The sequence below is a fragment of the Escherichia sp. KTE114 genome, from assembly GCF_000407765.1.
Taxonomy (GTDB): domain Bacteria; phylum Pseudomonadota; class Gammaproteobacteria; order Enterobacterales; family Enterobacteriaceae; genus Escherichia; species Escherichia ruysiae.
On the sequence record NZ_KE136626.1, the window covers coordinates 3,592,346 to 3,617,533 of the forward strand.

Genomic DNA, 25,188 nt, shown 5'->3' on the forward strand with positions numbered 1-25,188 from the left:
CATTCAGTGCCATTTTAAGGCCGCGTAGTATACAGAGTTACGCTCTTATAAGAAAGGCTTCACATCACCCACGCCTTCACGCACCACGACCGGCGTATCATCGGTAAGATCAATAACCGTTGTTGGTTTCTGCCCGAGATAGCCGCCGTGAATAATCAAATCTACCTGTTTTTCCAGACGGTCTTTAATTTCTTCCGGATCGGATTCGGTAAATTCGCTGCCTGGCAGCATTAGCGAAGTGGAAAGCATCGGTTCGCCCAGTACTTCAAGCAACGCCTGCGCAATCGGGTTAGAAGGCACACGCATACCGATGGTTTTGCGTTTTTCCTGCAACAAACGGCGTGGCACCTCTTTCGTTCCCTTCAGGATGAAAGTGTAGTTACCTGGCGTGTTGTTTTTCATCAGGCGAAACGCGACGTTATCCACAAAGGAATAGGTCGAGAGTTCGGAAAGATCGCGACACATCAGAGTAAAGTTGTGACCGTCCGGCAGCTGGCGAATACGACAAATACGCTCCATCGCGTTTTTATCTTCAATTTTACAGCCGAGCGCATAGCCGGAATCGGTTGGATAAACAATCACCCCGCCTTTACGCACGATCTCCACCGCCTGGTTGATCAGACGTTGCTGCGGGTTATCAGGATGAATATAAAAAAACTGACTCATAATTCCCTCTCTGTGGTGTTCTGCGGCTGTTCCCATAGCTGCCAGACGCCTTCAACGCCTGCGGGCAGCCAGAGTTTACGACCCAGTTCAATCCACGGGCACGGCTGATGAAAATCAGATCCTTGTGATGCCCATAAATGGTGCTGGCGGGCAAGTGTCGCCAGTTGGGTGCGTTCATTGGGCGATTGCTGGCACTGCGCGACTTCCATCGCGTCGCCGTGGTGTTCGGCAAAATGCGCAACCAATCTTTTCAGCCATTTAGCACTAAGATTGTACCGCCCAGGATGAGCAAGCACCGCCTTACCGCCAGAATGATGAATGACATCAATAGCTTGTTCTATTGTACACCACTGCGGCGGAACGTATCCGGTTTTCCCACGCGCCAGATATTTTTTAAAGACATCCGCCATTGAACTGGCTTTGCCGCATTCGACCAGAAAACGAGCAAAATGACCGCGCGTCACTGCGCCCCCCTGCGCCAGTCTTTGCGCGCCTTCCAGAGCACCAGGTATTTGCGCTTTTTCCAGTCTTTCAGCGATTAACTGCGCCCGCTGATTGCGCCGTGCTGTTTGCTGCGCCAGGAACTCACACATTAGCGGATGAGTAATATCAATATTCAGCCCGACAATATGAATTTCATGATTTTCCCATACGGTAGAAATTTCCACGCCTGGAATAAGATTCAGCGCCAGTCCTGAACGTGAAATTTCTTCTCTTGCTGGTGCGATTGCTGCTGTGGTGTCATGGTCAGTGATCGCCAGCGTGCCGACGCGCATGTCTACAGCACGGTGTACCAGCGCCTCTGGCGTCAGGCAGCCATCGGAAGCCGTGGTATGGCTGTGCAGGTCATAAATGACTGCGTAATTTGTGTCGCTCAAGGCGCACTCCCGTTTTGGAAAATGTTTTTTGCGCCGACATCATAACGGTTCTGACAAATATTCTGAAATGAGCTGTTGACAATCAATCATCGAACTAGTTAACTAGTACGCAAGTTCACGTAAAAAGGGTATCGACAATGAAAGCGATTTTCGTACTGAAAGGTTGGTGGCGCACTTCCTGAAACGGGCAGTGTATTCACCATGCGTAAAGCAATCAGATACCCAGCCCGCCTAATGAGCGGGCTTTTTTTTGAACAAAATTAACGAGAATAACAATGCAAACACAAAAACCGACTCTCGAACTGTTAACCTGCGAAGGTGCTTATCGCGACAATCCAACCGCACTTTTTCACCAGTTGTGTGGGGATCGTCCCGCAACGCTGCTGCTGGAATCCGCAGATATCGACAGCAAAGATGATTTAAAAAGCCTGCTGTTGGTGGACAGTGCGCTGCGCATTACAGCTTTAGGTGACACTGTCACAATCCAGTCGCTTTCCGGCAATGGTGAAGCCCTGCTGACACTACTGGATAACGCCCTGCCTGCGGGTGTGGAAAATGAACAATCACCAAACTGCCGTGTGCTGCGCTTCCCCCCTGTCAGTTCACTGCTGGATGAAGACGCTCGCTTATGCTCCCTTTCTGTTTTTGACGCTTTCCGCTTATTGCAGAATCTGTTGAATGTACCGAAGGAAGAACGAGAAGCAATGTTCTTCGGCGGCCTGTTCTCTTATGACCTGGTCGCAGGATTTGAAGATTTACCGCAACTAACGGCGGAAAATAGCTGCCCTGATTTCTGTTTTTATCTCGCTGAAACGCTGATGGTGATTGACCATCAGAAGAAAAGTACCCGTATTCAGGCCAGCCTGTTTGCTCCAAATGAAGAAGAAAAACAGCGCCTCACCGCACGCCTTGCTGAACTTCGCCAACAGCTAACCGAAACCGCACCGCCGCTGCCGGTGGTTTCTGTGCCGCATATGCGTTGTGAGTGTAATCAAAGTGATGAAGAGTTCGGCGGTGTCGTGCGTTCGTTGCAAAAAGCGATTCGCGCCGGAGAGATTTTCCAGGTCGTACCCTCTCGCCGTTTCTCACTGCCCTGCCCGTCACCGCTGGCGGCCTATTACGTGCTGAAAAAGAGTAATCCCAGCCCGTACATGTTTTTTATGCAGGATAATGATTTCACCCTGTTTGGCGCGTCGCCGGAAAGTTCGCTCAAGTATGACGCCACCAGTCGCCAGATTGAAATCTACCCGATTGCAGGAACACGCCCACGAGGTCGTCGCGCCGATGGTTCACTGGACAGAGACCTCGACAGCCGCATTGAACTGGAGATGCGTACCGACCATAAAGAGCTTTCGGAACATCTGATGTTGGTGGATCTCGCTCGTAATGACCTGGCGCGCATTTGCACTCCCGGCAGCCGCTACGTTGCCGACCTCACCAAAGTGGACCGTTACTCTTACGTGATGCATCTCGTCTCCCGCGTTGTCGGTGAATTGCGTCACGATCTCGACGCCCTGCACGCTTACCGCGCCTGTATGAATATGGGCACATTAAGTGGCGCGCCGAAAGTGCGTGCCATGCAGTTAATTGCCGAAGCAGAAGGTCGTCGACGCGGCAGTTACGGCGGCGCAGTAGGTTATTTCACCGCGCACGGCGATCTCGATACCTGCATTGTGATCCGCTCGGCGCTGGTGGAAAACGGCATCGCCACCGTGCAAGCCGGTGCTGGCGTGGTTCTTGATTCTGTTCCGCAGTCGGAAGCCGACGAAACCCGTAATAAAGCCCGCGCTGTACTGCGCGCTATCGCCACCGCGCATCATGCACAGGAGACTTTCTGATGGCTGACATTCTGCTGCTCGATAATATCGACTCTTTTACTTACAACCTGGCAGATCAGTTGCGCAGCAATGGTCATAACGTGGTGATTTACCGCAACCATATTCCGGCGCAGACCTTAATTGAACGCCTGGCGACGATGAGCAATCCGGTGCTGATGCTTTCTCCTGGCCCTGGTGTGCCGAGTGAAGCCGGTTGTATGCCGGAACTGCTTACCCGTCTGCGCGGCAAGCTGCCGATTATTGGCATTTGCCTCGGTCATCAGGCGATTGTCGAAGCCTATGGGGGGTATGTCGGACAAGCGGGCGAAATTTTGCACGGTAAAGCGTCGAGCATTGAACATGACGGTCAGGCGATGTTTGCCGGGTTAACAAACCCACTGCCGGTGGCGCGTTATCACTCGCTGGTTGGCAGTAACATTCCGGCCGGTTTAACCATCAATGCCCATTTTAATGGCATGGTAATGGCGGTTCGTCATGATGCGGATCGCGTTTGCGGATTCCAGTTCCATCCGGAATCCATTCTCACCACTCAGGGCGCTCGCCTGCTGGAACAAACGCTGGCCTGGGCGCAGCAAAAGCTGGAACCCACCAACACGCTGCAACCGATTCTGGAAAAACTGTATCAGGCGCAGACGCTTAGCCAGCAGGAAAGCCACCAGCTTTTTTCAGCGGTGGTGCGTGGCGAACTGAAACCGGAACAACTGGCAGCGGCGCTGGTGAGCATGAAAATTCGCGGCGAGCACCCGAACGAAATCGCCGGAGCAGCAACTGCGCTTCTGGAAAACGCTGCGCCGTTCCCGCGCCCGGATTATCTGTTTGCCGATATCGTCGGCACCGGCGGTGACGGCAGCAACAGTATCAACATTTCTACCGCCAGTGCTTTTGTTGCAGCAGCCTGTGGCCTGAAAGTGGCGAAACACGGCAACCGCAGTGTCTCCAGTAAATCGGGTTCGTCGGATCTGCTGGCAGCGTTTGGTATCAACCTGGATATGAATGCCGATAAATCGCGCCAGGCGCTGGACGAGTTAGGCGTTTGCTTCCTCTTCGCACCGAAATATCACACTGGATTCCGCCATGCGATGCCAGTTCGTCAGCAACTAAAAACCCGCACTCTGTTCAACGTGCTGGGGCCATTGATTAACCCGGCGCATCCGCCGCTGGCGTTAATTGGTGTTTATAGTCCGGAACTGGTGCTGCCGATTGCCGAAACCTTGCGCGTGCTGGGGTATCAACGCGCGGCGGTGGTGCACAGCGGCGGGATGGATGAAGTTTCATTACACGCGCCGACAATCGTTGCAGAGCTTCATGACGGCGAAATTAAGAGCTATCAGTTGACCGCAGAAGATTTTGGCCTGACTCCCTACCACCAGGAACAACTGGCAGGCGGAACGCCGGAAGAAAACCGTGACATTTTAACACGTTTGTTACAAGGTAAAGGCGACGCCGCCCATGAGGCAGCCGTCGCGGCGAATGTCGCCATGTTAATGCGCCTGCATGGCCAGGAAGATCTGCAAGCCAATGCGCAAACCGTTCTTGAGGTACTGCGCAGTGGTTCCGCTTACGACAGAGTCACCGCACTGGCGGCACGAGGGTAAATGATGCAAACCGTTTTAGCGAAAATCGTCGCAGACAAGGCGATTTGGATAGAAGCCCGCAAACAGCAGCAACCGCTGGCCAGTTTTCAGAATGAGGTTCAGCCGAGCACGCGACATTTTTATGATGCGCTACAGGGTGCGCGCACGGCGTTTATTCTGGAGTGCAAGAAAGCGTCGCCGTCAAAAGGCGTGATCCGTGATGATTTCGATCCAGCACGCATTGCCGCCATTTATAAACATTACGCTTCGGCAATTTCGGTGCTGACTGATGAGAAATATTTTCAGGGGAGCTTTGATTTCCTCCCCATCGTCAGCCAAATCGCCCCGCAGCCGATTTTATGTAAAGACTTCATTATCGACCCTTACCAGATCTATCTGGCGCGCTATTACCAGGCCGATGCCTGCTTATTAATGCTTTCAGTACTGGACGACGAACAGTATCGCCAGCTCGCTGCTGTCGCCCATAGTCTGGGGATGGGTGTGCTGACCGAAGTCAGTAATGAAGAGGAACTGGAGCGCGCCATTGCGCTGGGGGCAAAAGTCGTTGGCATCAACAACCGCGATCTGCGTGATTTGTCGATTGATCTCAACCGCACGCGCGAGCTTGCGCCGAAACTGGGGCACAACGTGACGGTGATCAGCGAGTCGGGTATCAACACTTACGCGCAAGTACGCGAGTTAAGCCACTTCGCTAATGGTTTTTTGATTGGCTCGGCGCTGATGGCGCACGACGATCTAAACGCCGCCGTGCGTCGGGTACTACTGGGTGAGAATAAAGTGTGTGGCCTGACTCGCCCACAAGATGCCAGAGCTGCTTATGACGCAGGCGCGATTTACGGCGGATTGATTTTTGTTGCGACATCACCGCGCTGCGTCAGCGTTGAACAGGCGCAGGAAGTAATAACTGCGGCGTCACTACAGTATGTCGGCGTGTTTCGTAACCACGACCTTACCGATGTGCTAGCAAAAGCGAATACCTTATCGCTGGCAGCAGTACAACTGCATGGCAATGAAGACCAGCAGTATATCGACGCACTGCGTGATGCTCTGCCAGCAAACGTTGCCATCTGGAAAGCATTGAGCGTTGGAGAAACCCTGCCCGCGCGCGATTTTCAGCACATTGATAAATATGTTTTCGACAACGGTCAGGGCGGGAGCGGGCAACGTTTCGACTGGTCACTGTTAAATGGTCAATCGCTTGGCAACGTCCTGCTGGCGGGGGGCTTAGGCGCAGATAACTGCGTGGAAGCGGCACAAACCGGCTGCGCCGGGCTTGATTTTAATTCTGCTGTAGAGTCACAACCGGGCATCAAAGATGCACATCTTTTGGCCTCGGTCTTTCAGACACTGCGCGCATATTAAGGAAAGGAACAATGACAACATTACTTAACCCCTATTTTGGTGAGTTTGGCGGCATGTACGTGCCACAAATCCTGATGCCTGCCCTGCGCCAGCTGGAAGAGGCCTTCGTCAGCGCGCAAAAAGATCCTGAATTTCAGGCTCAGTTCAACGATCTGCTGAAAAACTATGCCGGACGTCCGACCGCGCTGACTAAATGCCAGAACATTACGGCGGGTACTAAAACCACGCTGTACCTGAAGCGCGAAGATTTATTGCACGGCGGCGCACATAAAACCAACCAGGTGCTCGGTCAGGCTTTACTGGCGAAGCGGATGGGTAAAACCGAAATCATCGCCGAAACCGGTGCCGGTCAGCATGGCGTGGCGTCTGCCCTTGCCAGCGCCCTGCTCGGCCTGAAATGCCGCATTTATATGGGAGCCAAAGACGTTGAACGCCAGTCGCCTAACGTTTTTCGTATGCGCTTAATGGGTGCAGAAGTAATCCCGGTGCATAGCGGTTCGGCGACGCTGAAAGATGCCTGTAATGAGGCGCTGCGCGACTGGTCAGGCAGTTATGAAACCGCGCACTATATGCTGGGCACCGCAGCTGGCCCGCATCCTTACCCGACCATTGTGCGTGAGTTTCAGCGGATGATTGGCGAAGAAACGAAAGCGCAAATTCTGGAAAGAGAAGGTCGCCTGCCGGATGCCGTTATCGCCTGCGTTGGCGGTGGTTCTAATGCCATCGGTATGTTTGCTGATTTCATCAACGAAACCGACGTCTGCCTGATTGGCGTGGAGCCTGGCGGTCACGGTATCGAAACCGGCGAGCACGGCGCACCGTTAAAACATGGTCGCGTGGGCATCTATTTCGGTATGAAAGCGCCGATGATGCAGACTGAAGACGGGCAGATTGAAGAATCATACTCCATCTCCGCCGGACTGGATTTCCCGTCCGTCGGCCCGCAACATGCGTATCTCAACAGCATTGGACGCGCAGATTACGTGTCAATTACCGATGATGAAGCACTGGAAGCCTTTAAAACGCTGTGCCTGCATGAAGGGATTATTCCTGCGCTGGAATCCTCCCATGCCCTGGCTCATGCGCTGAAAATGATGCGCGAAAATCCGGAAAAAGAGCAGCTGCTGGTGGTTAACCTTTCCGGTCGCGGCGATAAAGACATCTTCACCGTTCACGATATTTTGAAAGCACGAGGGGAAATCTGATGGAACGCTATGAAACTCTGTTTGCCCAGTTGAAGGAGCGCAAAGAAGGCGCATTTGTTCCTTTCGTGACTCTCGGTGACCCTGGCATTGAGCAGTCGCTGAAAATTATCGATACGCTAATTGAAGCTGGTGCTGACGCGCTGGAGTTAGGCATCCCCTTCTCCGACCCACTCGCGGATGGCCCGACCATTCAAAACGCGACTCTGCGTGCTTTTGCGGCAGGAGTGACCCCGGCGCAGTGCTTTGAGATGCTGGCACTGATTCGCCAGAAGCACCCGACCATTCCCATCGGCCTTTTGATGTACGCCAATCTGGTGTTTAACAAAGGCATTGATGAGTTTTATGCCCAGTGCGAGAAAGCCGGCATCGATTCGGTGCTGGTTGCCGATGTGCCCGTGGAAGAGTCTGCGCCCTTCCGTCAGGCCGCGTTGCGCCATAATGTCGCACCTATCTTTATCTGCCCGCCGAATGCCGATGATGATTTGCTGCGCCAGATTGCTTCTTACGGTCGTGGTTACACCTATTTACTGTCGCGAGCAGGCGTGACCGGAGCTGAAAAACGCGCCGCGTTACCCCTCAATCATCTGGTCGCGAAGCTGAAAGAGTACAACGCTGCGCCTCCGTTACAAGGGTTTGGTATTTCTGCCCCGGAACAGGTAAAAGCAGCGATTGATGCAGGAGCTGCGGGCGCGATTTCTGGTTCGGCAATTGTTAAAATCATCGAGCAACATATTAATGAGCCAGAGAAAATGCTGGTAGCATTGAAAGCTTTTGTACAACCGATGAAAGCGGCAACACGCAGTTAATCCCAAAGCCGTCAGTTCTGCTGGCGGCATTTTGTATTCCTTTAACGAAGCCAGAAAAATCTTAATTTTATTTATTATTTGCCTTTTTACCGTTTCGCTTAGCCCTAACATACGTCAACTTACGTCATTTTTCCGCCCAACAGTAATATAATCAAACAAATTAATCCCGCAACATAACACCAGTAAAATCAATAATTTTTCCTAAGTCACTTATTCCTCAGGCAATTGTTAATATATCCAGAAGTTTCCTCAAAATATATTTCCCATCCTCCTTCTTGTCACACTTAATTTGACTAATTCTCATTAGCGGCTAATTTTAATGAGTGTCGACACACAACACTCATATTAATGAAACAATGCAACGCAACGGGAGAAATAACATGGCCGAACATCGTGGTGGTTCAGGAAATTTCGCCGAAGACCGTGAGAAGGCATCCGACGCAGGTCGTAAAGGCGGTCAGCACAGCGGCGGTAATTTTAAAAATGATCCGCAACGCGCATCCGAAGCGGGTAAAAAAGGCGGTCAACAAAGCGGTGGTAATAAATCAGGAAAATCCTGAACCACTGTTAATTATTAATATCAGCTGATAAAGATAATTGCATCTGCGAGCCTTCTGGCTCGCAGTGATTTCACTGGAGAAAAATATGAATATGAAGACCATTGAAGATGTATTTATTCACCTGCTTTCAGACACCTACAGCGCAGAAAAACAGTTAACTCGCGCGCTGGCAAAACTTTCCAGAGCGACATCTAACGAAAAATTAAGCCAGGCCTTTCATGCGCACCTTGAGGAAACTCATGGACAGATAGAACGTATTGATCAAGTCGTAGAATCCGAATCAAATCTTAAAATTAAACGCATGAAGTGTGTAGCAATGGAAGGACTCGTTGAAGAAGCTAATGAGGTCATCGAAAGCACCGAGAAAAACGAAGTGCGTGATGCCGCACTGATTGCCGCCGCACAGAAAGTCGAGCACTATGAGATTGCCAGTTAAGGGACATTAGCGACCCTGGCTGAACAGTTAGGTTATCGTAAAGCAGCGAAGCTTCTTAAAGAAACCCTGGAAGAAGAAAAGGCTACCGATATCAAACTGACTGATCTGGCCCTTAATAACGTAAATAAGAAAGCCGAAAATAAAGCCTGAAATATGAACTTAAACTTTCAATCATTTTATAAAGAGGACATTTTCATGAATCGTATTGAACATTATCATGACTGGCTACGTGACGCCCATGCAATGGAAAAGCAAGCAGAATCTATGCTTGAATCCATGGCCAGCCGCATAGATAATTATCCTGATTTACGCGCACGTATTGAACAACATCTTAGCGAAACTAAAAACCAGATTGTTCAACTGGAAACTATTCTTGACCGTAATGACATTTCGCGCTCAGTCATTAAAGATTCGATGAGTAAAATGGCGGCGCTTGGGCAGTCTATTGGTGGTATTTTCCCTTCTGATGAAATTGTAAAAGGTTCAATTAGCGGCTATGTCTTCGAGCAATTTGAAATCGCCTGCTATACCTCACTATTAGCTGCGGCAAAAAATGCCGGTGATACAGCCTCTATTCCGGTCATCGAAGCGATTTTAAATGAGGAAAAGCAGATGGCCGACTGGCTGATTCAGCATATTCCGCAAACAACTGAGAAATTTTTAATTCGCTCTGAAGCTGATGGCGTAGAAGCGAAGAAATAATACCCTTTATGCCATGTCCTTATTGACCCCGTAATTACGGGGTCATTTTTGCGGGGAATTAAAAGCGATAACCTGCTGAGAACATAAACACCCACGGATCGAGGCGTACACTGTCGTGTTGCTGTGCACCGCCCAACTTATAATTTGCGGTAGTATCGATATCCATATACCAGACTGACATGTTAACCAACCAGTCACGGTTAATCAGATAATCAACCCCCACCTGCCCGGCAGCTCCCCAGGAATCTTTCAGACTGAGATCGGAAAGCCCGGCCTCTTTGCCATGATCGTTAAATCCATTATCAAAGAACGTGGTGTAGTTAATACCGGCACCAACGTAAGGACGGAATTTGCTGCTGGCATCACCAAAATACCACTGCGCCATCAGTGTTGGCGGCAGATGATGGACTGTTGCAATATCACCGGTCGCGCGAGTACCAATTTTATGGCGGAAAGGCGTCGCTGCCAGTAATTCAACACCGATATTGTCAGTCGCCATATACGTAAACGTCAGGCCCAACTGAGTGTTATTAGTCACACTAAACCCACCCAAACTTCCTAATGTACCACCAGCGCCTTCTGTCGGACGCACAGTCGCAGAACCTGCACGCATAAAAAACTCGCCTGCTTCATGCGCAAAGGCCGTGCCAGAGAGAAGAGTTGTTACTGCCAAAGCCGCCACTGTTAATTTTTTCATATCCGCTCCGTCGTTATGGTTATAAAAACGTGACAAATATACCTACATTGGGGTAACAAATGATCCTACACAGATCACACTACATTCTCTAAATCACCATTTATTGATCTGGATTAATTTAGAAGTTGTATCAAAAATCCTGGTTAACGTGATTTAAATCAATTTTTATATATTTTCGCTGCGCAAATATTAACGCGCTCGCTACTTGCTCCTGTCTGCACACATAAATGCCAACAATTACCTCCGCTTTACAAAGATATGCTTTTCCATACATGACCTGATGCTGCCACTGAGAGGCTAACCAGGGTACAATTGCCCGCTAATTAACACCTGCATAAAACTCAAGGAGAGTGCATGTCTATCACGGCGCAGTCCGTATACCGTGACACCGGAAATTTCTTCCGTAATCAATTTATGACCATTCTGTTGGTATCGTTGCTTTGTGCATTTATCACAGTGGTGTTAGGACATGTTTTCTCACCCAGTGACGCTCAACTTGCGCAGCTCAATGACGGTGTACCCGTTAGTGGCGGCGGTGGGTTGTTCGACCTGGTACAAAATATGTCCCCGGAACAACAGCAGATTTTGCTGCGTGCGTCTGCCGCTTCTACCTTTTCAGGATTAATCGGTAACGCCATTCTTGCGGGCGGCGTATTATTAATGATCCAGCTAGTGTCCGCCGGTCAGCGGGTCAGCGCATTACGGGCAATTGGCGCGAGCGCTCCGGTATTACCGAAGCTATTCTTGCTAATCCTCCTGACGACATTGATTGTGCAAATAGGCATCATGCTGGTGGTCGTTCCTGGTATCATCATGGCCATCCTGCTGGCGTTGGCTCCCGTGATGCTGGTCCAGGATAAAATGGGCATTTTCGCCTCCATGCGCAGCAGTATGCGGCTGACATGGGCGAATATGCGTCTGGTGGCACCTGCGGTATTGAGCTGGTTACTGGCAAAAACTCTGTTGTTGCTGTTTGCCTCTTCGTTTGCCGCATTAACCCCAGAAATTGGCGCTGTACTGGCGAACACCTTGAGCAACCTGATTTCAGCCGTATTGCTCATCTATCTGTTCCGTCTGTACATGTTGATTCGCCAATAACCCTAAGCATTTGATTACGGAATCGTAAAATGAAGCAGTTTCTTGATTTTCTACCGCTGGTTGTCTTCTTCGCGTTCTATAAGATTTATGACATCTATGCGGCAACTGCGGCGCTGATCGTCGCCACAGCGATTGTGCTTATTTATAGCTGGGTTCGCTTTCGTAAGGTTGAGAAGATGGCCCTGATCACCTTTGTTCTGGTGGTCGTCTTCGGCGGTCTGACGCTTTTCTTCCACAATGATGAGTTTATTAAATGGAAGGTCACCGTTATTTACGCACTGTTTGCCGGTGCCTTGTTGGTTAGCCAATGGGTAATGAAAAAGCCGCTGATTCAACGTATGTTGGGTAAAGAGCTTACCCTGCCGCAGCCAGTATGGTCGAAGTTGAATCTGGCCTGGGCAGTCTTTTTTATCCTTTGCGGGCTGGCAAACATCTATATCGCTTTCTGGCTGCCACAAAATATTTGGGTCAACTTCAAAGTGTTCGGTCTGACCGCCCTCACCTTAATCTTCACGCTGTTAAGCGGTATCTATATCTACCGCCACATGCCACAGGAAGATAAATCATAACCAGACAGCCAGTCCTTCGGGGCTGGCGCTGTATCTCCTCTGTTCTCCTCAGGAAAATCATAGTAGCATCGCGCCTGTGATTTTCCTTTTTAGTCGGTTTTACCATGTCAACAACACATAACGTCCCCCAGGGCGATCTGGTTTTACGAACTTTAGCCATGCCTGCCGATACCAATGCCAATGGCGATATTTTTGGTGGTTGGTTGATGTCGCAGATGGATATTGGTGGTGCCATTCTGGCAAAAGAAATTGCACATGGTCGCGTCGTGACCGTTCGCGTGGAAGGCATGACTTTTCTGCGACCTGTAGCAGTCGGTGATGTGGTGTGCTGCTATGCGCGCTGTGTCAAGAAAGGGACAACATCTGTCAGCATTAATATTGAAGTGTGGGTGAAAAAGGTAGCGTCTGAACCACTTGGGCAACGCTATAAAGCGACGGAAGCATTATTTAAGTATGTCGCGGTTGATCCTGAAGGAAAGCCTCGCGCCTTACCTGTCGAGTAATAGTCAAAAGCCTCCGGTCGGAGGCTTTTGACTTTTTGCTTACTGAATTTCGGTGGTGCCGTTAATTTTAAACAGAATATTTACCACAATCCCACTTCCTGGCTTACCCGGCTCGTAGCGCCATCTACGCATCGCGTTTTTCACTTCGCGCTCAAACATGTTTGTGGGTTTGGCGGAAAGAATTTGTACGTTATCCACGCGACCATCCGGTGTAACGTCAAACTTAACTTTAACCTGCCCTTCAATGCGCAATGCCTGCGCGCGCGCTGGATACTGCGGCTGATTACGGCTTAATGCGCGTGGTCCTGAAGCCACACTTGTAACCGGCTTGCTAGTTGCAGCCGTTGCCGTACTTGATGTCGGGCGTGCGGGTGCCGTATTTTCAAACGGTGATGCCGGACGCGACTCCGCTGGTTTAACATCGCGCTTTGGCTGTTCCTGCACCTTTTTCACTGGCTTCGGTTTTGGCTTAGGTTTCGGCTTCGGCTTTTCAATGACCACCGGCGCTTCTTTTGGCGGTTCTGGTAATGGTTCAGGTTCCGGCTCTGGCTCCGCCACCGGCTCTGGTGGCGGTTGAACAGCTTGTGGCGGTTCAAGATCGGCTGGCGCAACCATGGTGACAGAAATCGGCTGCGCGGGCGCAGGTAGTTCAATAACCTGATGTACCGAGGTATAGAGTAGACCCGCCACGACAGCACCGTGAATGCAGACTGAAAGTAACGTCGGCCAGGGGAAGCGGCGAGGTAAATCAAGGGTCATTGAAGTCATAATCATTTCAGTAGAAAAACCAGGCCTCGATTTTAAATGCAAATAGCAATCATATTCAATAACGCAAAACGATCAGGATCAGTGAAAACGCAATTTTTGGCGTAATTAGCCTGACTTTATCCAGACTCTTAACAAAGACATCATCTTTCCGTTGCAGATCTTCGCCCTTTCAAATAACGTACTTTACAACTTTTCCGAACAAGGAGTTGTGCCCGTGTTGTATGTAATTTACGCTCAAGACAAAGCCGATAGTCTCGAAAAACGCCTTTCCGTTCGTCCGGCACATTTAGCGCGTTTGCAGTTACTGCATGATGAAGGTCGTTTGCTGACTGCGGGACCAATGCCAGCAGTTGATAGCAATGATCCTGGTGCCGCTGGTTTTACCGGTTCGACGGTGATTGCTGAATTTGAATCTCTGGAAGCAGCGCAAGCCTGGGCCGATGCCGATCCTTACGTGGCGGCCGGAGTGTATGAACAAGTTTCAGTAAAGCCCTTTAAGAAAGTATTCTGAATAGAGGCTCCACATCTTAGAACACGGTTTTAGCAACCGTGTTCTTGTTTGGCCTTTCCTTGTAGGTATGCCATCGCAGCCACCATCACAAACAGATAATAACTTTATCTGTATTTCTTTATACGATGTCAGCATATTCAGGAAAAATGCCCCTCCCGGACAAGGTATTGCTCAATCAAATCCTTTGATTACTGCGGATAAAGTCATCTACTATTGTTTAACATATTCACGCGTCGCATGTATGCTCACATTATGTACGCGTAGAGATAATTAAACAAAATTGTGGTTACAGAGGTATCAGTGAGTCACTGGGCTACATTCAGGCAAACAGCAGTAAATTTATGGGTGACCCTGCGGCACGATATTATCGCGCTAGCCGTCTTTTTAAATGGATTGCTTATTTTTAAAACAATCTATGGCATGTCGGTCAATCTGCTCGATATCTTCCATATCCAGGCGTTTTCGGAACTTGATCTCTCCTTGCTGGCCAATGCGCCGCTGTTTATGCTCGGCGTCTTTCTTGTTCTGAATTCGATCGGCTTGTTATTTCGGGCAAAACTGGCATGGGCAATCAGTATTATTTTGTTGTTAATAACACTGATTTACACCCTTCATTTTTATCCCTGGCTGAAATTCAGCATCGGTTTTTGCATCTTTACGCTGGTAATTTTACTGGTGCTGCGCAAAGACTTCTCACACAGTAGTGCCGCAGCCGGGACAATTTTTGCTTTTATTAGTTTTACGACGTTACTGTTTTACTCCACCTACGGCGCGCTGTATTTAAGCGAGGGTTTCAATCCGCGAATAGAGAGCCTGATGACCGCCTTCTATTTTTCGATAGAAACTATGTCAACCGTGGGCTATGGCGATATCGTCCCCGTTTCTGAATCGGCACGCCTGTTTACTATTTCCGTCATTATTTCTGGCATTACCGTTTTCGCCACCTCCATGACCTCTATTTTTGGTCCCCTTATCCGAGGAGGATTCAATAAACTTGTGAAAGGAAACAAGCATACGATGAATCGTAAAGATCACTTTATTGTTTGCGGTCACTCCATTCTGGCAATCAACACGATTCTACAACTGAATCAACGCGGACAAAACGTAACTGTTATCAGTAACTTGCCAGAAGATGACATCAAACAACTTGAGCAACGCTTAGGCGACAATGCTGATGTTATTCCCGGTGACAGCAATGACAGTTCGGTATTAAAGAAAGCGGGAATCGATCACTGTCGGGCTATTCTGGCGCTCAGTGATAACGATGCAGATAACGCTTTTGTCGTCCTGTCAGCCAAAGATATGAGCAAAGATGTCAAAACGGTGCTTGCGGTCAGTGATAGCAAAAACCTGAACAAAATTAAAATGGTACATCCGGACATCATTCTTTCGCCGCAGCTTTTTGGCAGCGAAATTCTGGCGCGGGTTTTAAATGGTGAAGAGATTAATAATGATATGCTCGTCTCAATGTTGCTGAACTCCGGGCATGGTATTTTCAGCGATGACGATGAAACGAAAACTGGCAGTAATGAATCGGCGCAAAAATAGATTATAAAGGCTGAAGGCAAACTTATCGGGCACCGCGATGGTGCCCGGAACATTCAGATATTGTAGATCGCAAACAATAACGAGTTACGCTGTTTGTTTAGAATGCACTTCCTGATGCTGTGGATACGCATATTTCGGCGAGACTGCCCCTCAAGCCAACGCGATTTACGCCGGCTAGCCTGACGCTGCATACGCCAGCGTCCCACTTCCGTTCTACTCCGCTTCATGTTAACTACTCTATGCAATAACAGAGCGGTCATTATACCCTCGCCCCCGACGCTGACCAGTGCTTTTCCCGCGTTTTTATTTGCCAGATGAATCCATATGCGTAAACTCATAACAATGCGCTTTCAAAAGGATTTCTAATCTATGACAACCGTTTATACGTTGGTGAGTTGGTTGGCCATTCTGGGATACTGGTTGCTCATTGCAGGCGTAACATTACGCATTCTGATGAAACGACGTGCAGTTCCCTCCGCCATGGCCTGGCTGTTGATCATTTATATTCTGCCGCTGGTCGGAATTATTGCCTATCTTGCAGTCGGCGAACTCCACTTAGGTAAACGCCGTGCCGAACGCGCCAGAGCGATGTGGCCTTCTACCGCTAAATGGCTTAACGATCTTAAAGCCTGTAAACATATCTTCGCGGAAGAAAACAGCAGTGTCGCCGGGCCGTTATTCAAGCTCTGCGAGCGTCGTCAGGGGATCGCCGGGGTCAAAGGAAATCAGCTACAACTGATGACCGAATCTGATGATGTAATGCAGGCGTTAATCCGCGACATCCAGCTCGCCCGGCATAATATTGAGATGGTGTTTTATATCTGGCAACCCGGCGGTATGGCGGATCAGGTAGCTGAGTCATTGATGGCAGCAGCCCGACGCGGTATTCATTGCCGACTGATGCTCGATTCCGCCGGTAGCGTCGCGTTCTTCCGCAGTCCGTGGCCAGAACTGATGCGTAATGCCGGTATCGAAGTGGTCGAGTCCCTAAAAGTTAATCTGATGCGCGTATTTTTACGCCGTATGGATCTGCGCCAGCACCGCAAGATGATCATGATCGATAACTACATTGCCTATACCGGCAGCATGAACATGGTCGATCCGCGCTTCTTCAAACAGGATGCAGGTGTAGGACAATGGATTGACCTGATGGCGCGTATGGAAGGTCCTATTGCTACCGCAATGGGGATTATTTATTCCTGTGACTGGGAGATTGAAACTGGAAAACGCATTCTGCCACCACCGCCAGACGTCAATATTATGCCGTTTGAGCAGGCCAGCGGCCATACGATCCATACCATTGCTTCTGGCCCCGGTTTCCCGGAAGACCTGATTCACCAGGCCCTGCTCACCGCTGCATATTCGGCGCGCGAATATTTAATTATGACGACGCCCTACTTCGTGCCCAGCGATGATTTGCTTCACGCTATTTGCACGGCAGCGCAACGTGGTGTTGATGTCAGTATTATCCTGCCACGTAAAAATGACTCAATGCTGGTTGGCTGGGCCAGCCGCGCGTTCTTTACTGAACTACTGGCTGCAGGGGTTAAAATTTATCAGTTTGAAGGCGGATTACTGCATACCAAGAGCGTGCTGGTCGATGGCGAGTTAAGTCTGGTGGGCACCGTTAACCTCGATATGCGTAGTCTTTGGCTGAACTTTGAAATCACGCTGGCGATCGACGATAAAGGTTTTGGTGCTGACCTCGCCGCCGTTCAGGACGATTATATTTCGCGTTCACGTTTACTTGATGCGCGATTGTGGGCGAAACGACCACTCTGGCAGCGCGTTGCCGAGCGACTGTTTTACTTCTTCAGCCCGTTGCTGTAAAACGTGGCCAACAGATGTTAAACGGGTAGTGACTATGGATATGGATTTAAACAATCGCCTGACCGAAGATGAAACACTTGAACAGGCCTATGATATTTTTCTCGAACTGGCCGCAGATAATCTCGATCCGGCTGATGTTCTGCTGTTCAATCTTCAGTTTGAAGAGCGCGGCGGTGCGGAGTTATTCGACCCGGCAGAAGACTGGCAGGAGCATGTTGATTTCGACTTGAACCCGGACTTTTTTGCCGAAGTGGTGATTGGCCTGGCGGACAGTGAAGATGGTGAAATCAACGATATTTTCGCCCGTATCCTGTTATGCCGCGAAAAAGATCACAAACTTTGCCATATTATCTGGCGAGAATAAATAATCGCTTTTGGCGTGATAAAGGGCTGACAGTTGTCAGCCCTTTTTGTTTTAAAGCGGATCGACTTTCAGGCAAGAAACGGCATGTCTGAAACTCCCCTCCAGCACAGGTCGCGTTTTGGCACACTCAGGACCGGCAATCGGGCAGCGGGTACGGAAAACACAACCAGAAGGTGGGTTGATCGGCGACGGTAATTCCCCTTCCAGTAACTGAATAGATTTATTCTTTTCCAGATCCGGGTCAGGAATGGGCACTGCCGACATCAATGCTTTGGTATAAGGATGCAGCGGATTATGGTAGACCTCATCATACGTCCCCAGTTCTACCGCATGTCCGAGATACATCACCAGCACGCGATCGGAAATGTGTTTTACCACTGCCAGATCGTGGGCGATAAAGATTAATGACAATCCCATCTCACGTTGCAACTGCTGGAGCAGGTTGACTACCTGCGCCTGAATTGACACATCCAGCGCCGACACCGGCTCATCGCAGATAATCAGCTTCGGTTCAAGAATAAGTGCACGAGCAATCCCGATACGCTGACACTGCCCGCCGGAGAACTCATGCGGATAGCGGTTAATCAGATTGGGTAGCAAGCCAACTTTCATCATCATCGCCTTCACGCGCTCACGAACTTCCTGACGTGACATTTTCGGATGATAGGTGCGCAGCGGTTCTGCGATGATCTCGCCGATGGTCATACGTGGATTCAGCGACGCCAGCGGATCCTGAAAAATCATCTGGATATCACTACGAACGGCACGCCATTCATCGGGCTTCATCCCCAACAACTCTTTGCCTAACCAGGCAACACGACCGTCAGTAGCCTTGACCAAACCGATGATGGCACGAGCAAAGGTGGACTTACCGCATCCCGATTCCCCTACCACACCTAATGTTTCCCCTTCATACAGGCGAAGCGTGACACCATCGACCGCTTTCAGCGTTTTTGCCGGTTGCCAGAACCACTGTTTGCCATCTTTGATCTCAAAGTGCACTTTCAGGTCAGCGATTTCGAGGAGGACTTTTCTTCCTTCGGTTACAGCATTCATAACAGCTCCTCCACCGGTTTAAAGCAGGCACGCAGACGACCAGGCGTAAACTCTTCCAGCGGCGGCGCACTACTACAAATTTCCATCGCATACGGACAACGTGGCTGGAACGGGCAACCTTTCGGTAATCGTAGTAGGTTTGGCGGATTACCCGGGATGGTCAACATGGTTTCACCTTCCGCATCAAGGCGCGGCACCGCATTCAGCAAACCGATAGAATAAGGATGAACGGGTTGATAAAAGACATCGCGCGCATTGCCATATTCCATCGTGCGCCCGGCGTACATCACCAGCACTTTGTCACAGATCCCCGCCACGACACCAAGATCGTGAGTGATCATAATGATGGCGGTATTAAATTCCCGCTTCAGTTCATTCAATAGCGTCATGATCTGCGCCTGTACGGTCACGTCCAGCGCGGTTGTCGGCTCATCGGCAATCAGCAGTTTAGGCCGACACAGCAACGCCATCGCAATCATGACGCGCTGACGCATCCCACCAGAAAATTCATGCGGGAACATCTTCATGCGCTTACGCGCTTCTGGCATTTTTACTGCATCAAGCATCCGCACCGACTCTTCAAACGCTTCAGCCTTGCTCATGCTTTTATGCAGCATCAGCACTTCCATCAACTGCTCACCGACGCGCATATAAGGATTTAATGAGGTCATCGGATCCTGAAAAATCATCGAGATTTGTTCAGCGCGCAGTTTGTTGAGTTCTCGCTCTGGAAGATTGAGGATTTCTCGCCCATTGAACGTTGCCGAGCCGCCAATATGTCCGTTGGCAGCCAGCAGCCCCATTAAGGCAAACGCGGTTTGCGATTTACCCGAACCAGATTCACCAACGATACCCAGAGTTTCCCCGGCACGCAGGGAAAAATTCAAATCATTGACCGCCGTGACGTCGCCATCCGGGGTACTAAAGGTGACACGCAAATCTTTCACGTTCAGCAGTGCGTCAGCCTGTTGTTGTGCGAGCGGCACAGTTGCAGTTTCAATTACGCTCATGGCTGCACTCCTTAACGATCTTTCGGGTCGAGGGCATCACGCAAGCCATCGCCGATAAAGTTGAAACAAAACAGCGTCACCACGAGAAATCCCGCAGGGAACAGCAGTAACCACGGAGAGACCTCCATTGAGTTCGCGCCATCACTCAGCAATGCGCCCCAGCTGCTTAACGGCTCTTGTGTACCCAGCCCCAGGAAGCTTAAAAAGGATTCAAAGAGGATCATGCTGGGCACCAGTAGCGATGCGTAGACCACCACCACGCCGAGCACGTTGGGCACAATATGGCGAATTACAATGCCGGGCGTAGATACACCGCCAACTTGTGCCGCCTCAATAAACTCTTTGCGCTTCAGACTCAGGGTTTGCCCACGCACAATACGCGCCATATCCAGCCAGGAAACCATGCCAATCGCCACGAAAATCAGCAGGATGTTTTGGCCGAAAAAGGTCACCAGCAAAATGACGAAGAACATGAATGGGAAGGAGTTGAGGATTTCCAGCAGACGCATCATTACCGAATCCACTTTGCCGCCAAGATAACCGGAAAGTGAACCATAAAGTGTACCTACGACCACTGCCACCAGCGCCGCAGCGACACCGACCATGAGTGAGATTCGTCCGCCAATCGCAACGCGCACCAGCAGGTCGCGACCAGATGAGTCAGTACCGAAGTAGTGACCAGATTCCATATCCGGGGCGCTGGACATCATTGCCCAGTCGGTATCGTCATAAGCAAATTGCGAAAGCATCGGTGCCAGGATAACAAACAGCGCAATCAGCACCAGTACAATCAGACTGGCGACCGCCGCACGGTTATGCATAAAACGTCGGCGTGCGTCCTGCCACAAGCTGCGCCCTTCGACCTCCAGCTTTTCACTGAAATTTTCCAGCGTCTCGCTGTTTTTCTTACTTAACATCATCGCGAGCTCCAGTATCAGTAACGGATTTTCGGGTCGATAACCGCATATAGCACATCGACAATGGCATTAAACAAAATGGTTAATGCACCAACCAGAATGGTCAGGCTTAATACCAATGAATAGTCACGGTTCAACGCACCATTCACAAACAATTGCCCGATCCCTGGTAAACCATAAATGGTTTCGATAACCATAGAACCGGTAATAATGCCGACAAATGCGGGCCCCATATATGAGAGTACGGGTAACAGAGCAGGTTTTAATGCGTGGCGAAGGATGATCCTGCGCATAGGTAAACCTTTCGCGCGGGCAGTACGAATAAAGTTGGAATGTAAAACTTCAATCATCGAACCACGGGTAATACGCGCAATACTGGCGATATAGGCAAGAGACAACGCCACCATCGGCAGTATCATGAATTTCAGCGCCCCGCCATTCCAGCCACCGCCTGGTAGCCAATGCAATATGATCGCAAATATCATGACTAATAACGGCGCAACCACAAAACTGGGGATAACTACCCCGGTCATTGCCAGCCCCATCACGGTATAGTCCCATTTGGTGTTTTGTTTTAATGCGGCAATAACGCCAGCACTAACACCCAGCACTACCGCAAGTATAAACGCGGCTGCCCCCAATTTTGCAGAAACAGGGAAGCTGGATGCGACCAGGTCATTGACCGAATAATCTTTATATTTAAAAGACGGACCGAAATCACCATGCGCCAGTTGTTTCAGGTAGCTGAAATACTGTGTCATGATCGGATCATTAAGATGATATTTCGCTTCGATATTGGCCATCACTTCTGGCGGTAATGTACGTTCGCCGGTAAAAGGACTTCCCGGCGCAAGGCGCATCATAAAGAACGAAATAGTAATAAGAATAAATAGCGTCGGAATCGCTTCCAGACAGCGACGTAGAATAAATTTTAACATTGCCCTACCTTCTGGCCTGTGCCTTCTGTAATGCGATAAAAATCAGACACCGTGGAGCAAGTTCCCCTGCCCCACGTATTGCCATTAGTGCTTCACAATGTACATATTTCTGGTGTAGGTATTATCCAGCGGATCTTTGCCGGTATAACCCCCAACCCACGGTTTCACCAGACGCGCGTTCACGTAGTAATAAACCGGAACAATGGCCGAATCTTTATCCAGCTGCTGTTCTGCTTTGGTGTACAGTGCAGTGCGTTGCGCCTCGTCAGTCGCTTTCAGCGTTTCCGCCATAATACTGTCAAAGGCCGGGCTCTTATAATGCGCGGTATTCATCGAGCTGTTCGACAGCATGGTGTTCAGGAAGGAAGTTGGTTCGTTGTAGTCAGCACACCAGCCTGCACGAGCCACATCAAAAGTTCCCTGGTGACGGGTATCGAGGAAGGTTTTCCACTCCTGGTTAACCAGTTTGACGTTTACACCAATGTTTTTCTTCCACAGTGAAGAGGCGGCAATCGCCAGCTTTTTATGCAGATCGGACGTGTTATATAGCAGGTTAATGGTCAACGGTTTGTCTGCGGTATAGCCCGCTTCAGCCAGCAGCTTTTTCGCTTCTTCGTTACGTTTTTCCTGGCTCCAGCCAAACCATTCCGGCTGAGTTAATTTTGCACCATCTGTGTAAGGAGGAGTGTAACCATAGGCTGGCATATCGCCCTGTGCTTTCACTTTATTAACAATGATATCGCGATCCATACCCAGTTTCAGTGCGGTACGCACACGCACGTCGTTGAATGGCGGTTTCTGGTTGTTAATTTCGTAATAGTAGGTGCACAGATACGGATCGACGTGAACTTCGTTCGGGATCTCTTTTTTCAGCTTCTGGAACAGTTCGATCGGCATGTTGTTATAGGTCATATCAATTTCGCCGCTACGATAGCGGTTAACATCGGTGACTTCAGAAGCAATAGGCAAATAGGTGACCTGGTTAATGACGGTTTTCGCGTTGTTCCAGTAGGTCGGGCTGCGTTCAAGAACGATACGTTCGTTAACGACCCAATCTTTTAAGGTATAGGCGCCATTGGTGACAATATTTCCTGGCTTGGTCCATTTCTCGCCGAATTTCTCAATAGCGGCTTTTGGCACCGGAGAAGTCGATGGGTGAACCAGTAATTTATAGAAATACGGAACAGGCTCACTTAATGTGACTTCTAAAGTGTGGTCATCGACGGCTTTCACGCCGAGATCGGTAATCGGTTTTTTTCCTTCGAGAATTTCATCAATACCGGCGATATGCCCATATTGTAGATAACTGGCATAGGGAGAAGCGGTGTTCGGATCAACAGAACGTTGCCAGCTGTATACAAAGTCCTGCGCAGTGACTGGCGTGCCGTCGGACCATTTCGCATCTTTACGCAGATGGAATGTCCAGACTTTGGCATCTTTATTATCCCAGGACTCAGCGACGCCAGGCGCCGGATGACCATCGAGATCGCTGACCAGCAAGCCTTCAAACAGGTCGCGACTGATATTAGACTCCGGAACCCCTTCAATTTTGTGCGGATCTAATGACTGAACTTCAGAACCATTGTTACGCACCAGCGTTTGTTTTTCTGCAAGCTGAACACCAGCGGGTACATCAGCCGCCAGCGCAACATTCCCTGCCATAAGCGCAGCCAGAACGCCTGCTGCTACTAAACTTCTCTTGGTGATGTTGGTCATTGTTTTTTGGACTCCCTCATTATAATTACTGGCTTTAACCAGCATGTGTAATCCCGGGTTGGGACCCTGGACAGATTCGGAGACTTTCTGCTGCCAGGTTGATATATCGTTACGCTTTGCTATCACCGACTTTATTTATTCTGGTGATTCGAACGACCACCTTACGTCGGTTCCTACTGTGTCTCCCCTGTCGAGACACATTTATTCTTTAATGCAGCAATTTTTATTGTTAATTATTCTCATTACCAAAAAAATCGCCTGACGGTTGGCCGGAAAGTATCAAATGCGCTTCTTGCCCGCCAATACATTTTGCAAAATTGTTAAGTAATTCTCTTTTGCTGACCGCGCCAATATCTAAAGACCTCATCAGGCTGCCAATAAAATCATTTAAAAACAATGATATAAAACCGCAGAAAGCAAGTCTGTTTTTCCTTGTTGCCGTCACGACAGAGAAATACACAATAATTTAACAACAGACCATTATTTAGCACATTCCTCTGCCAAACGCAGTGGAATTACTAATATCATTTCAATTATTCTTCAGCAAGACCCAGGATTATGATGTCGCGAAAATAACATGATGAGGAGGATGGCGGGGTAAGGATATTCTTATAACTAGCTGTAATATGAGGAAAAATATTTATCTATTTCGTTTGCTTTTGATAACTGCGCTGGGCAAAAGTAAAAATAATGACGAAAAAACGGAGCACCATGGCTCCATTTCGTATGAAAGAAATTAATTGAGCAGACCAGGGAAAATCCCTTTGATTCCATTAACGATAAATTCAATCCCTAATGCCATCAGCAGCAACCCCATAATACGAGTAATCACGTTTATACCGGTCTGGCGCAGAACTCGCACCAGCCAGGGTGCCATGCGGAATAAGCCCCAGCAACATAAAGCAAACAATGCAATTGCCACAAAAAAGCCGAACAGATAACCAATGCTGTGATAACGCGTTCCCCAAACGATAGTTGAACTGATCGCCCCTGGCCCCGCCATCAAAGGCAATGCGAGCGGTACAACGCCGATGCTTTCTCGAATTGCGGTTTCTGATTTCTCTTGTTTGTTCTGTTTATCCTCACCAAGCTTACCGCTGATCATCGACATCGCAATTGTAACCACCAGTATGCCGCCCGCGATGCGGAACGAATCAATCGATATTCCAAAAAGTTGCAGAATCGTGTCGCCGAGAAAAAGCGAGATCCACAAGATAATCGCTACCGACAGGTTGGCAGTCAGATTTGTTTTGTTTCTCGCTGCCGCAGTCTGATAGCTGGTCATACTGATAAACACGGGGATAATCCCAACCGGGTTAACCAGCGCAAATAACCCGATGAAAAATTTAAAGTAAACGGGAAAATCAAAGAGTGTCTGAATCACGGTTAGCTCCGAAGCAAAAGCCGGATAATGTTAGCCATAAACAAAGGTAAAAAAATACGCGCTGACAATACGCCTTTTGGCAGCATTTTTCACCTCCTAACCGCTTAAAATTACTATCATTCATTATTGTTATCTAGTCGTGCAAAACATGCTAATGTAGCCAACAATAAATACTACAATTTATTAACTATTAGCTTTTATAGCTAAAAGCGGAGCTGAAAGGTGTCAGCT

Annotated in this window: 26 protein-coding genes, 1 pseudogene and 1 other annotated feature; of the genes and pseudogenes, 16 read left to right on the forward strand and 11 right to left on the reverse strand. The window is 49.2% G+C overall.

The features are described 5' to 3' along the window. Positions 1–45 precede the first annotated feature (45 nt). Complete coding sequence (locus WC5_RS04190) at positions 46–666, reverse strand: L-threonylcarbamoyladenylate synthase (protein WP_001516499.1); 621 nt, start codon at positions 664–666, stop codon at positions 46–48. Then, the gene (gene rnm / locus WC5_RS04185) at positions 663–1,544 is read right to left on the reverse strand and encodes an RNase RNM (protein WP_001285653.1); all 882 of its coding nucleotides are present in this window, start codon (positions 1,542–1,544) and stop codon (positions 663–665) included. The genes WC5_RS04190 and rnm overlap by 4 nt, the downstream gene beginning before the upstream one ends. Positions 1,545–1,681: 137 nt before the next feature. Here rnm and trpL point away from each other — a divergent pair, with 137 nt between their 5' ends. The 9 genes and pseudogenes from trpL to WC5_RS04150 all read left to right on the forward strand — a co-directional run bounded on the left by trpL (position 1,682) and on the right by WC5_RS04150 (position 10,048). Next, complete coding sequence (gene trpL / locus WC5_RS24340; RefSeq protein WP_001700591.1) at positions 1,682–1,726, forward strand: trp operon leader peptide; 45 nt, start codon at positions 1,682–1,684, stop codon at positions 1,724–1,726. Then, positions 1,703–1,796: a sequence feature (Trp leader region), on the forward strand. It overlaps the preceding gene by 24 nt. Positions 1,797–1,819: 23 nt before the next feature. Continuing rightward, on the forward strand, positions 1,820–3,382 hold the full coding sequence (trpE, locus tag WC5_RS04180) for an anthranilate synthase component I (RefSeq protein WP_001194608.1): 1,563 nt from the start codon (positions 1,820–1,822) through the stop codon (positions 3,380–3,382). Next, a complete protein-coding gene (trpD, locus tag WC5_RS04175) occupies positions 3,382–4,977 on the forward strand; it encodes a bifunctional anthranilate synthase glutamate amidotransferase component TrpG/anthranilate phosphoribosyltransferase TrpD (protein ID WP_016158394.1) in 1,596 nt (531 codons plus the stop codon). Before trpE ends, trpD begins: the two co-directional genes overlap by 1 nt. Then, positions 4,978–6,339 (forward strand): bifunctional indole-3-glycerol-phosphate synthase TrpC/phosphoribosylanthranilate isomerase TrpF, encoded by a 1,362-nt coding sequence (trpCF, locus tag WC5_RS04170; RefSeq protein ID WP_000983847.1) that lies wholly within the window; start codon positions 4,978–4,980, stop codon positions 6,337–6,339. Between the two features lie 11 nt (positions 6,340–6,350). Next, positions 6,351–7,544: a tryptophan synthase subunit beta gene (gene trpB, locus WC5_RS04165; RefSeq protein ID WP_016231734.1), complete on the forward strand. Its 1,194-nt coding sequence runs from the start codon at positions 6,351–6,353 to the stop codon at positions 7,542–7,544. Beyond that, on the forward strand, positions 7,544–8,350 hold the full coding sequence (gene trpA / locus WC5_RS04160) for a tryptophan synthase subunit alpha (protein ID WP_000443099.1): 807 nt from the start codon (positions 7,544–7,546) through the stop codon (positions 8,348–8,350). Before trpB ends, trpA begins: the two co-directional genes overlap by 1 nt. Positions 8,351–8,730: 380 nt before the next feature. Then, positions 8,731–8,910 (forward strand): con-10 family general stress protein, encoded by a 180-nt coding sequence (locus WC5_RS04155; protein ID WP_000807651.1) that lies wholly within the window; start codon positions 8,731–8,733, stop codon positions 8,908–8,910. Between the two features lie 85 nt (positions 8,911–8,995). Continuing rightward, a pseudogene (locus tag WC5_RS0122685) lies at positions 8,996–9,496 on the forward strand (YciE/YciF ferroxidase family protein). Between the two features lie 45 nt (positions 9,497–9,541). Next, positions 9,542–10,048, forward strand: a complete 507-nt coding sequence (locus WC5_RS04150) for a ferritin-like domain-containing protein (RefSeq protein WP_001079483.1) — start codon at positions 9,542–9,544, stop codon at positions 10,046–10,048. A 58-nt stretch (positions 10,049–10,106) separates the two neighbouring features. Here the strand turns inward: WC5_RS04150 and ompW are convergent, their stop codons facing one another. Then, positions 10,107–10,745 (reverse strand): outer membrane protein OmpW, encoded by a 639-nt coding sequence (ompW, locus tag WC5_RS04145; RefSeq protein WP_000737249.1) that lies wholly within the window; start codon positions 10,743–10,745, stop codon positions 10,107–10,109. A gap of 354 nt (positions 10,746–11,099) precedes the next feature. On the opposite strand from ompW, the gene WC5_RS04140 reads away from it, so the two are divergent. From WC5_RS04140 to yciA, 3 genes are all read left to right on the forward strand, one after another. After that, the gene (locus tag WC5_RS04140) at positions 11,100–11,843 is read left to right on the forward strand and encodes a YciC family protein (RefSeq protein ID WP_000028527.1); all 744 of its coding nucleotides are present in this window, start codon (positions 11,100–11,102) and stop codon (positions 11,841–11,843) included. A 29-nt stretch (positions 11,844–11,872) separates the two neighbouring features. Next, positions 11,873–12,412, forward strand: coding sequence for a septation protein A (locus WC5_RS04135; RefSeq protein ID WP_000808667.1), 540 nt, complete (start codon positions 11,873–11,875; stop codon positions 12,410–12,412). Between the two features lie 104 nt (positions 12,413–12,516). Then, a complete protein-coding gene (gene yciA, locus WC5_RS04130; RefSeq protein WP_000108155.1) occupies positions 12,517–12,915 on the forward strand; it encodes an acyl-CoA thioester hydrolase YciA in 399 nt (132 codons plus the stop codon). 39 nt (positions 12,916–12,954) lie between these two features. On the opposite strand, the gene tonB is transcribed toward yciA, so the two are convergent. Next, positions 12,955–13,674 (reverse strand): TonB system transport protein TonB, encoded by a 720-nt coding sequence (gene tonB / locus WC5_RS04125; protein WP_016231735.1) that lies wholly within the window; start codon positions 13,672–13,674, stop codon positions 12,955–12,957. 223 nt (positions 13,675–13,897) lie between these two features. On the opposite strand from tonB, the gene WC5_RS04120 reads away from it, so the two are divergent. Next, entirely contained in the window at positions 13,898–14,194 is a 297-nt protein-coding gene (locus WC5_RS04120) for a YciI family protein (RefSeq protein WP_000967596.1), read from the forward strand. A 300-nt stretch (positions 14,195–14,494) separates the two neighbouring features. Next, complete coding sequence (gene kch, locus WC5_RS04115) at positions 14,495–15,742, forward strand: voltage-gated potassium channel protein (RefSeq protein WP_010350461.1); 1,248 nt, start codon at positions 14,495–14,497, stop codon at positions 15,740–15,742. Between the two features lie 53 nt (positions 15,743–15,795). Here the strand turns inward: kch and WC5_RS25435 are convergent, their stop codons facing one another. Then, positions 15,796–15,969, reverse strand: a complete 174-nt coding sequence (locus WC5_RS25435) for a YciY family protein (RefSeq protein ID WP_001309467.1) — start codon at positions 15,967–15,969, stop codon at positions 15,796–15,798. Positions 15,970–16,111: 142 nt separating this feature from the next. Here WC5_RS25435 and cls point away from each other — a divergent pair, with 142 nt between their 5' ends. Both cls and WC5_RS04105 read left to right on the forward strand, forming a co-directional pair. Further along, positions 16,112–17,572, forward strand: coding sequence for a cardiolipin synthase (cls, locus tag WC5_RS04110; RefSeq protein ID WP_000214525.1), 1,461 nt, complete (start codon positions 16,112–16,114; stop codon positions 17,570–17,572). 34 nt (positions 17,573–17,606) lie between these two features. After that, positions 17,607–17,936, forward strand: a complete 330-nt coding sequence (locus WC5_RS04105; RefSeq protein WP_000366958.1) for an HI1450 family dsDNA-mimic protein — start codon at positions 17,607–17,609, stop codon at positions 17,934–17,936. A 51-nt stretch (positions 17,937–17,987) separates the two neighbouring features. Here the strand turns inward: WC5_RS04105 and oppF are convergent, their stop codons facing one another. The 6 genes from oppF to ychE all read right to left on the reverse strand — a co-directional run bounded on the left by oppF (position 17,988) and on the right by ychE (position 24,957). Next, on the reverse strand, positions 17,988–18,992 hold the full coding sequence (oppF, locus tag WC5_RS04100; protein ID WP_000994883.1) for a murein tripeptide/oligopeptide ABC transporter ATP-binding protein OppF: 1,005 nt from the start codon (positions 18,990–18,992) through the stop codon (positions 17,988–17,990). Further along, on the reverse strand, positions 18,989–20,002 hold the full coding sequence (oppD, locus tag WC5_RS04095; protein WP_000110935.1) for a murein tripeptide/oligopeptide ABC transporter ATP-binding protein OppD: 1,014 nt from the start codon (positions 20,000–20,002) through the stop codon (positions 18,989–18,991). The genes oppF and oppD overlap by 4 nt, the downstream gene beginning before the upstream one ends. Positions 20,003–20,013: 11 nt before the next feature. Beyond that, the gene (gene oppC / locus WC5_RS04090; RefSeq protein ID WP_000979659.1) at positions 20,014–20,922 is read right to left on the reverse strand and encodes an oligopeptide ABC transporter permease OppC; all 909 of its coding nucleotides are present in this window, start codon (positions 20,920–20,922) and stop codon (positions 20,014–20,016) included. Positions 20,923–20,936: 14 nt separating this feature from the next. Continuing rightward, a complete protein-coding gene (gene oppB, locus WC5_RS04085) occupies positions 20,937–21,857 on the reverse strand; it encodes an oligopeptide ABC transporter permease OppB (RefSeq protein WP_000911117.1) in 921 nt (306 codons plus the stop codon). Positions 21,858–21,941: 84 nt separating this feature from the next. Continuing rightward, complete coding sequence (oppA, locus tag WC5_RS04080; protein WP_024192236.1) at positions 21,942–23,573, reverse strand: oligopeptide ABC transporter substrate-binding protein OppA; 1,632 nt, start codon at positions 23,571–23,573, stop codon at positions 21,942–21,944. 736 nt (positions 23,574–24,309) lie between these two features. Next, a complete protein-coding gene (ychE, locus tag WC5_RS04075; RefSeq protein ID WP_000616769.1) occupies positions 24,310–24,957 on the reverse strand; it encodes an NAAT family transporter YchE in 648 nt (215 codons plus the stop codon). Positions 24,958–25,188 lie beyond the last annotated feature (231 nt).

Excerpts from the sequence above, each read along its gene's own strand:
- trpD (WP_016158394.1), top strand. The coding sequence starts at position 3,382 with ATGGCTGACATTCTGCTGCTCGATAATATCGACTCTTTTACTTACAAC.
- oppF (WP_000994883.1), bottom strand. The coding sequence starts at position 18,992 with ATGAATGCTGTAACCGAAGGAAGAAAAGTCCTCCTCGAAATCGCTGAC.
- WC5_RS04155 (WP_000807651.1), top strand. The coding sequence starts at position 8,731 with ATGGCCGAACATCGTGGTGGTTCAGGAAATTTCGCCGAAGACCGTGAG.
- trpCF (WP_000983847.1), top strand. The coding sequence starts at position 4,978 with ATGATGCAAACCGTTTTAGCGAAAATCGTCGCAGACAAGGCGATTTGG.
- WC5_RS04140 (WP_000028527.1), top strand. The coding sequence starts at position 11,100 with ATGTCTATCACGGCGCAGTCCGTATACCGTGACACCGGAAATTTCTTC.
- oppD (WP_000110935.1), bottom strand. The coding sequence starts at position 20,002 with ATGAGCGTAATTGAAACTGCAACTGTGCCGCTCGCACAACAACAGGCT.
- cls (WP_000214525.1), top strand. The coding sequence starts at position 16,112 with ATGACAACCGTTTATACGTTGGTGAGTTGGTTGGCCATTCTGGGATAC.
- WC5_RS25435 (WP_001309467.1), bottom strand. The coding sequence starts at position 15,969 with ATGAAGCGGAGTAGAACGGAAGTGGGACGCTGGCGTATGCAGCGTCAG.
- WC5_RS04105 (WP_000366958.1), top strand. The coding sequence starts at position 17,607 with ATGGATATGGATTTAAACAATCGCCTGACCGAAGATGAAACACTTGAA.
- trpA (WP_000443099.1), top strand. The coding sequence starts at position 7,544 with ATGGAACGCTATGAAACTCTGTTTGCCCAGTTGAAGGAGCGCAAAGAA.
- oppA (WP_024192236.1), bottom strand. The coding sequence starts at position 23,573 with ATGACCAACATCACCAAGAGAAGTTTAGTAGCAGCAGGCGTTCTGGCT.
- oppC (WP_000979659.1), bottom strand. The coding sequence starts at position 20,922 with ATGATGTTAAGTAAGAAAAACAGCGAGACGCTGGAAAATTTCAGTGAA.
- oppB (WP_000911117.1), bottom strand. The coding sequence starts at position 21,857 with ATGTTAAAATTTATTCTACGTCGCTGTCTGGAAGCGATTCCGACGCTA.
- trpB (WP_016231734.1), top strand. The coding sequence starts at position 6,351 with ATGACAACATTACTTAACCCCTATTTTGGTGAGTTTGGCGGCATGTAC.
- WC5_RS04190 (WP_001516499.1), bottom strand. The coding sequence starts at position 666 with ATGAGTCAGTTTTTTTATATTCATCCTGATAACCCGCAGCAACGTCTG.
- WC5_RS04150 (WP_001079483.1), top strand. The coding sequence starts at position 9,542 with ATGAATCGTATTGAACATTATCATGACTGGCTACGTGACGCCCATGCA.
- tonB (WP_016231735.1), bottom strand. The coding sequence starts at position 13,674 with ATGACCCTTGATTTACCTCGCCGCTTCCCCTGGCCGACGTTACTTTCA.
- trpE (WP_001194608.1), top strand. The coding sequence starts at position 1,820 with ATGCAAACACAAAAACCGACTCTCGAACTGTTAACCTGCGAAGGTGCT.
- ompW (WP_000737249.1), bottom strand. The coding sequence starts at position 10,745 with ATGAAAAAATTAACAGTGGCGGCTTTGGCAGTAACAACTCTTCTCTCT.
- WC5_RS04135 (WP_000808667.1), top strand. The coding sequence starts at position 11,873 with ATGAAGCAGTTTCTTGATTTTCTACCGCTGGTTGTCTTCTTCGCGTTC.
- yciA (WP_000108155.1), top strand. The coding sequence starts at position 12,517 with ATGTCAACAACACATAACGTCCCCCAGGGCGATCTGGTTTTACGAACT.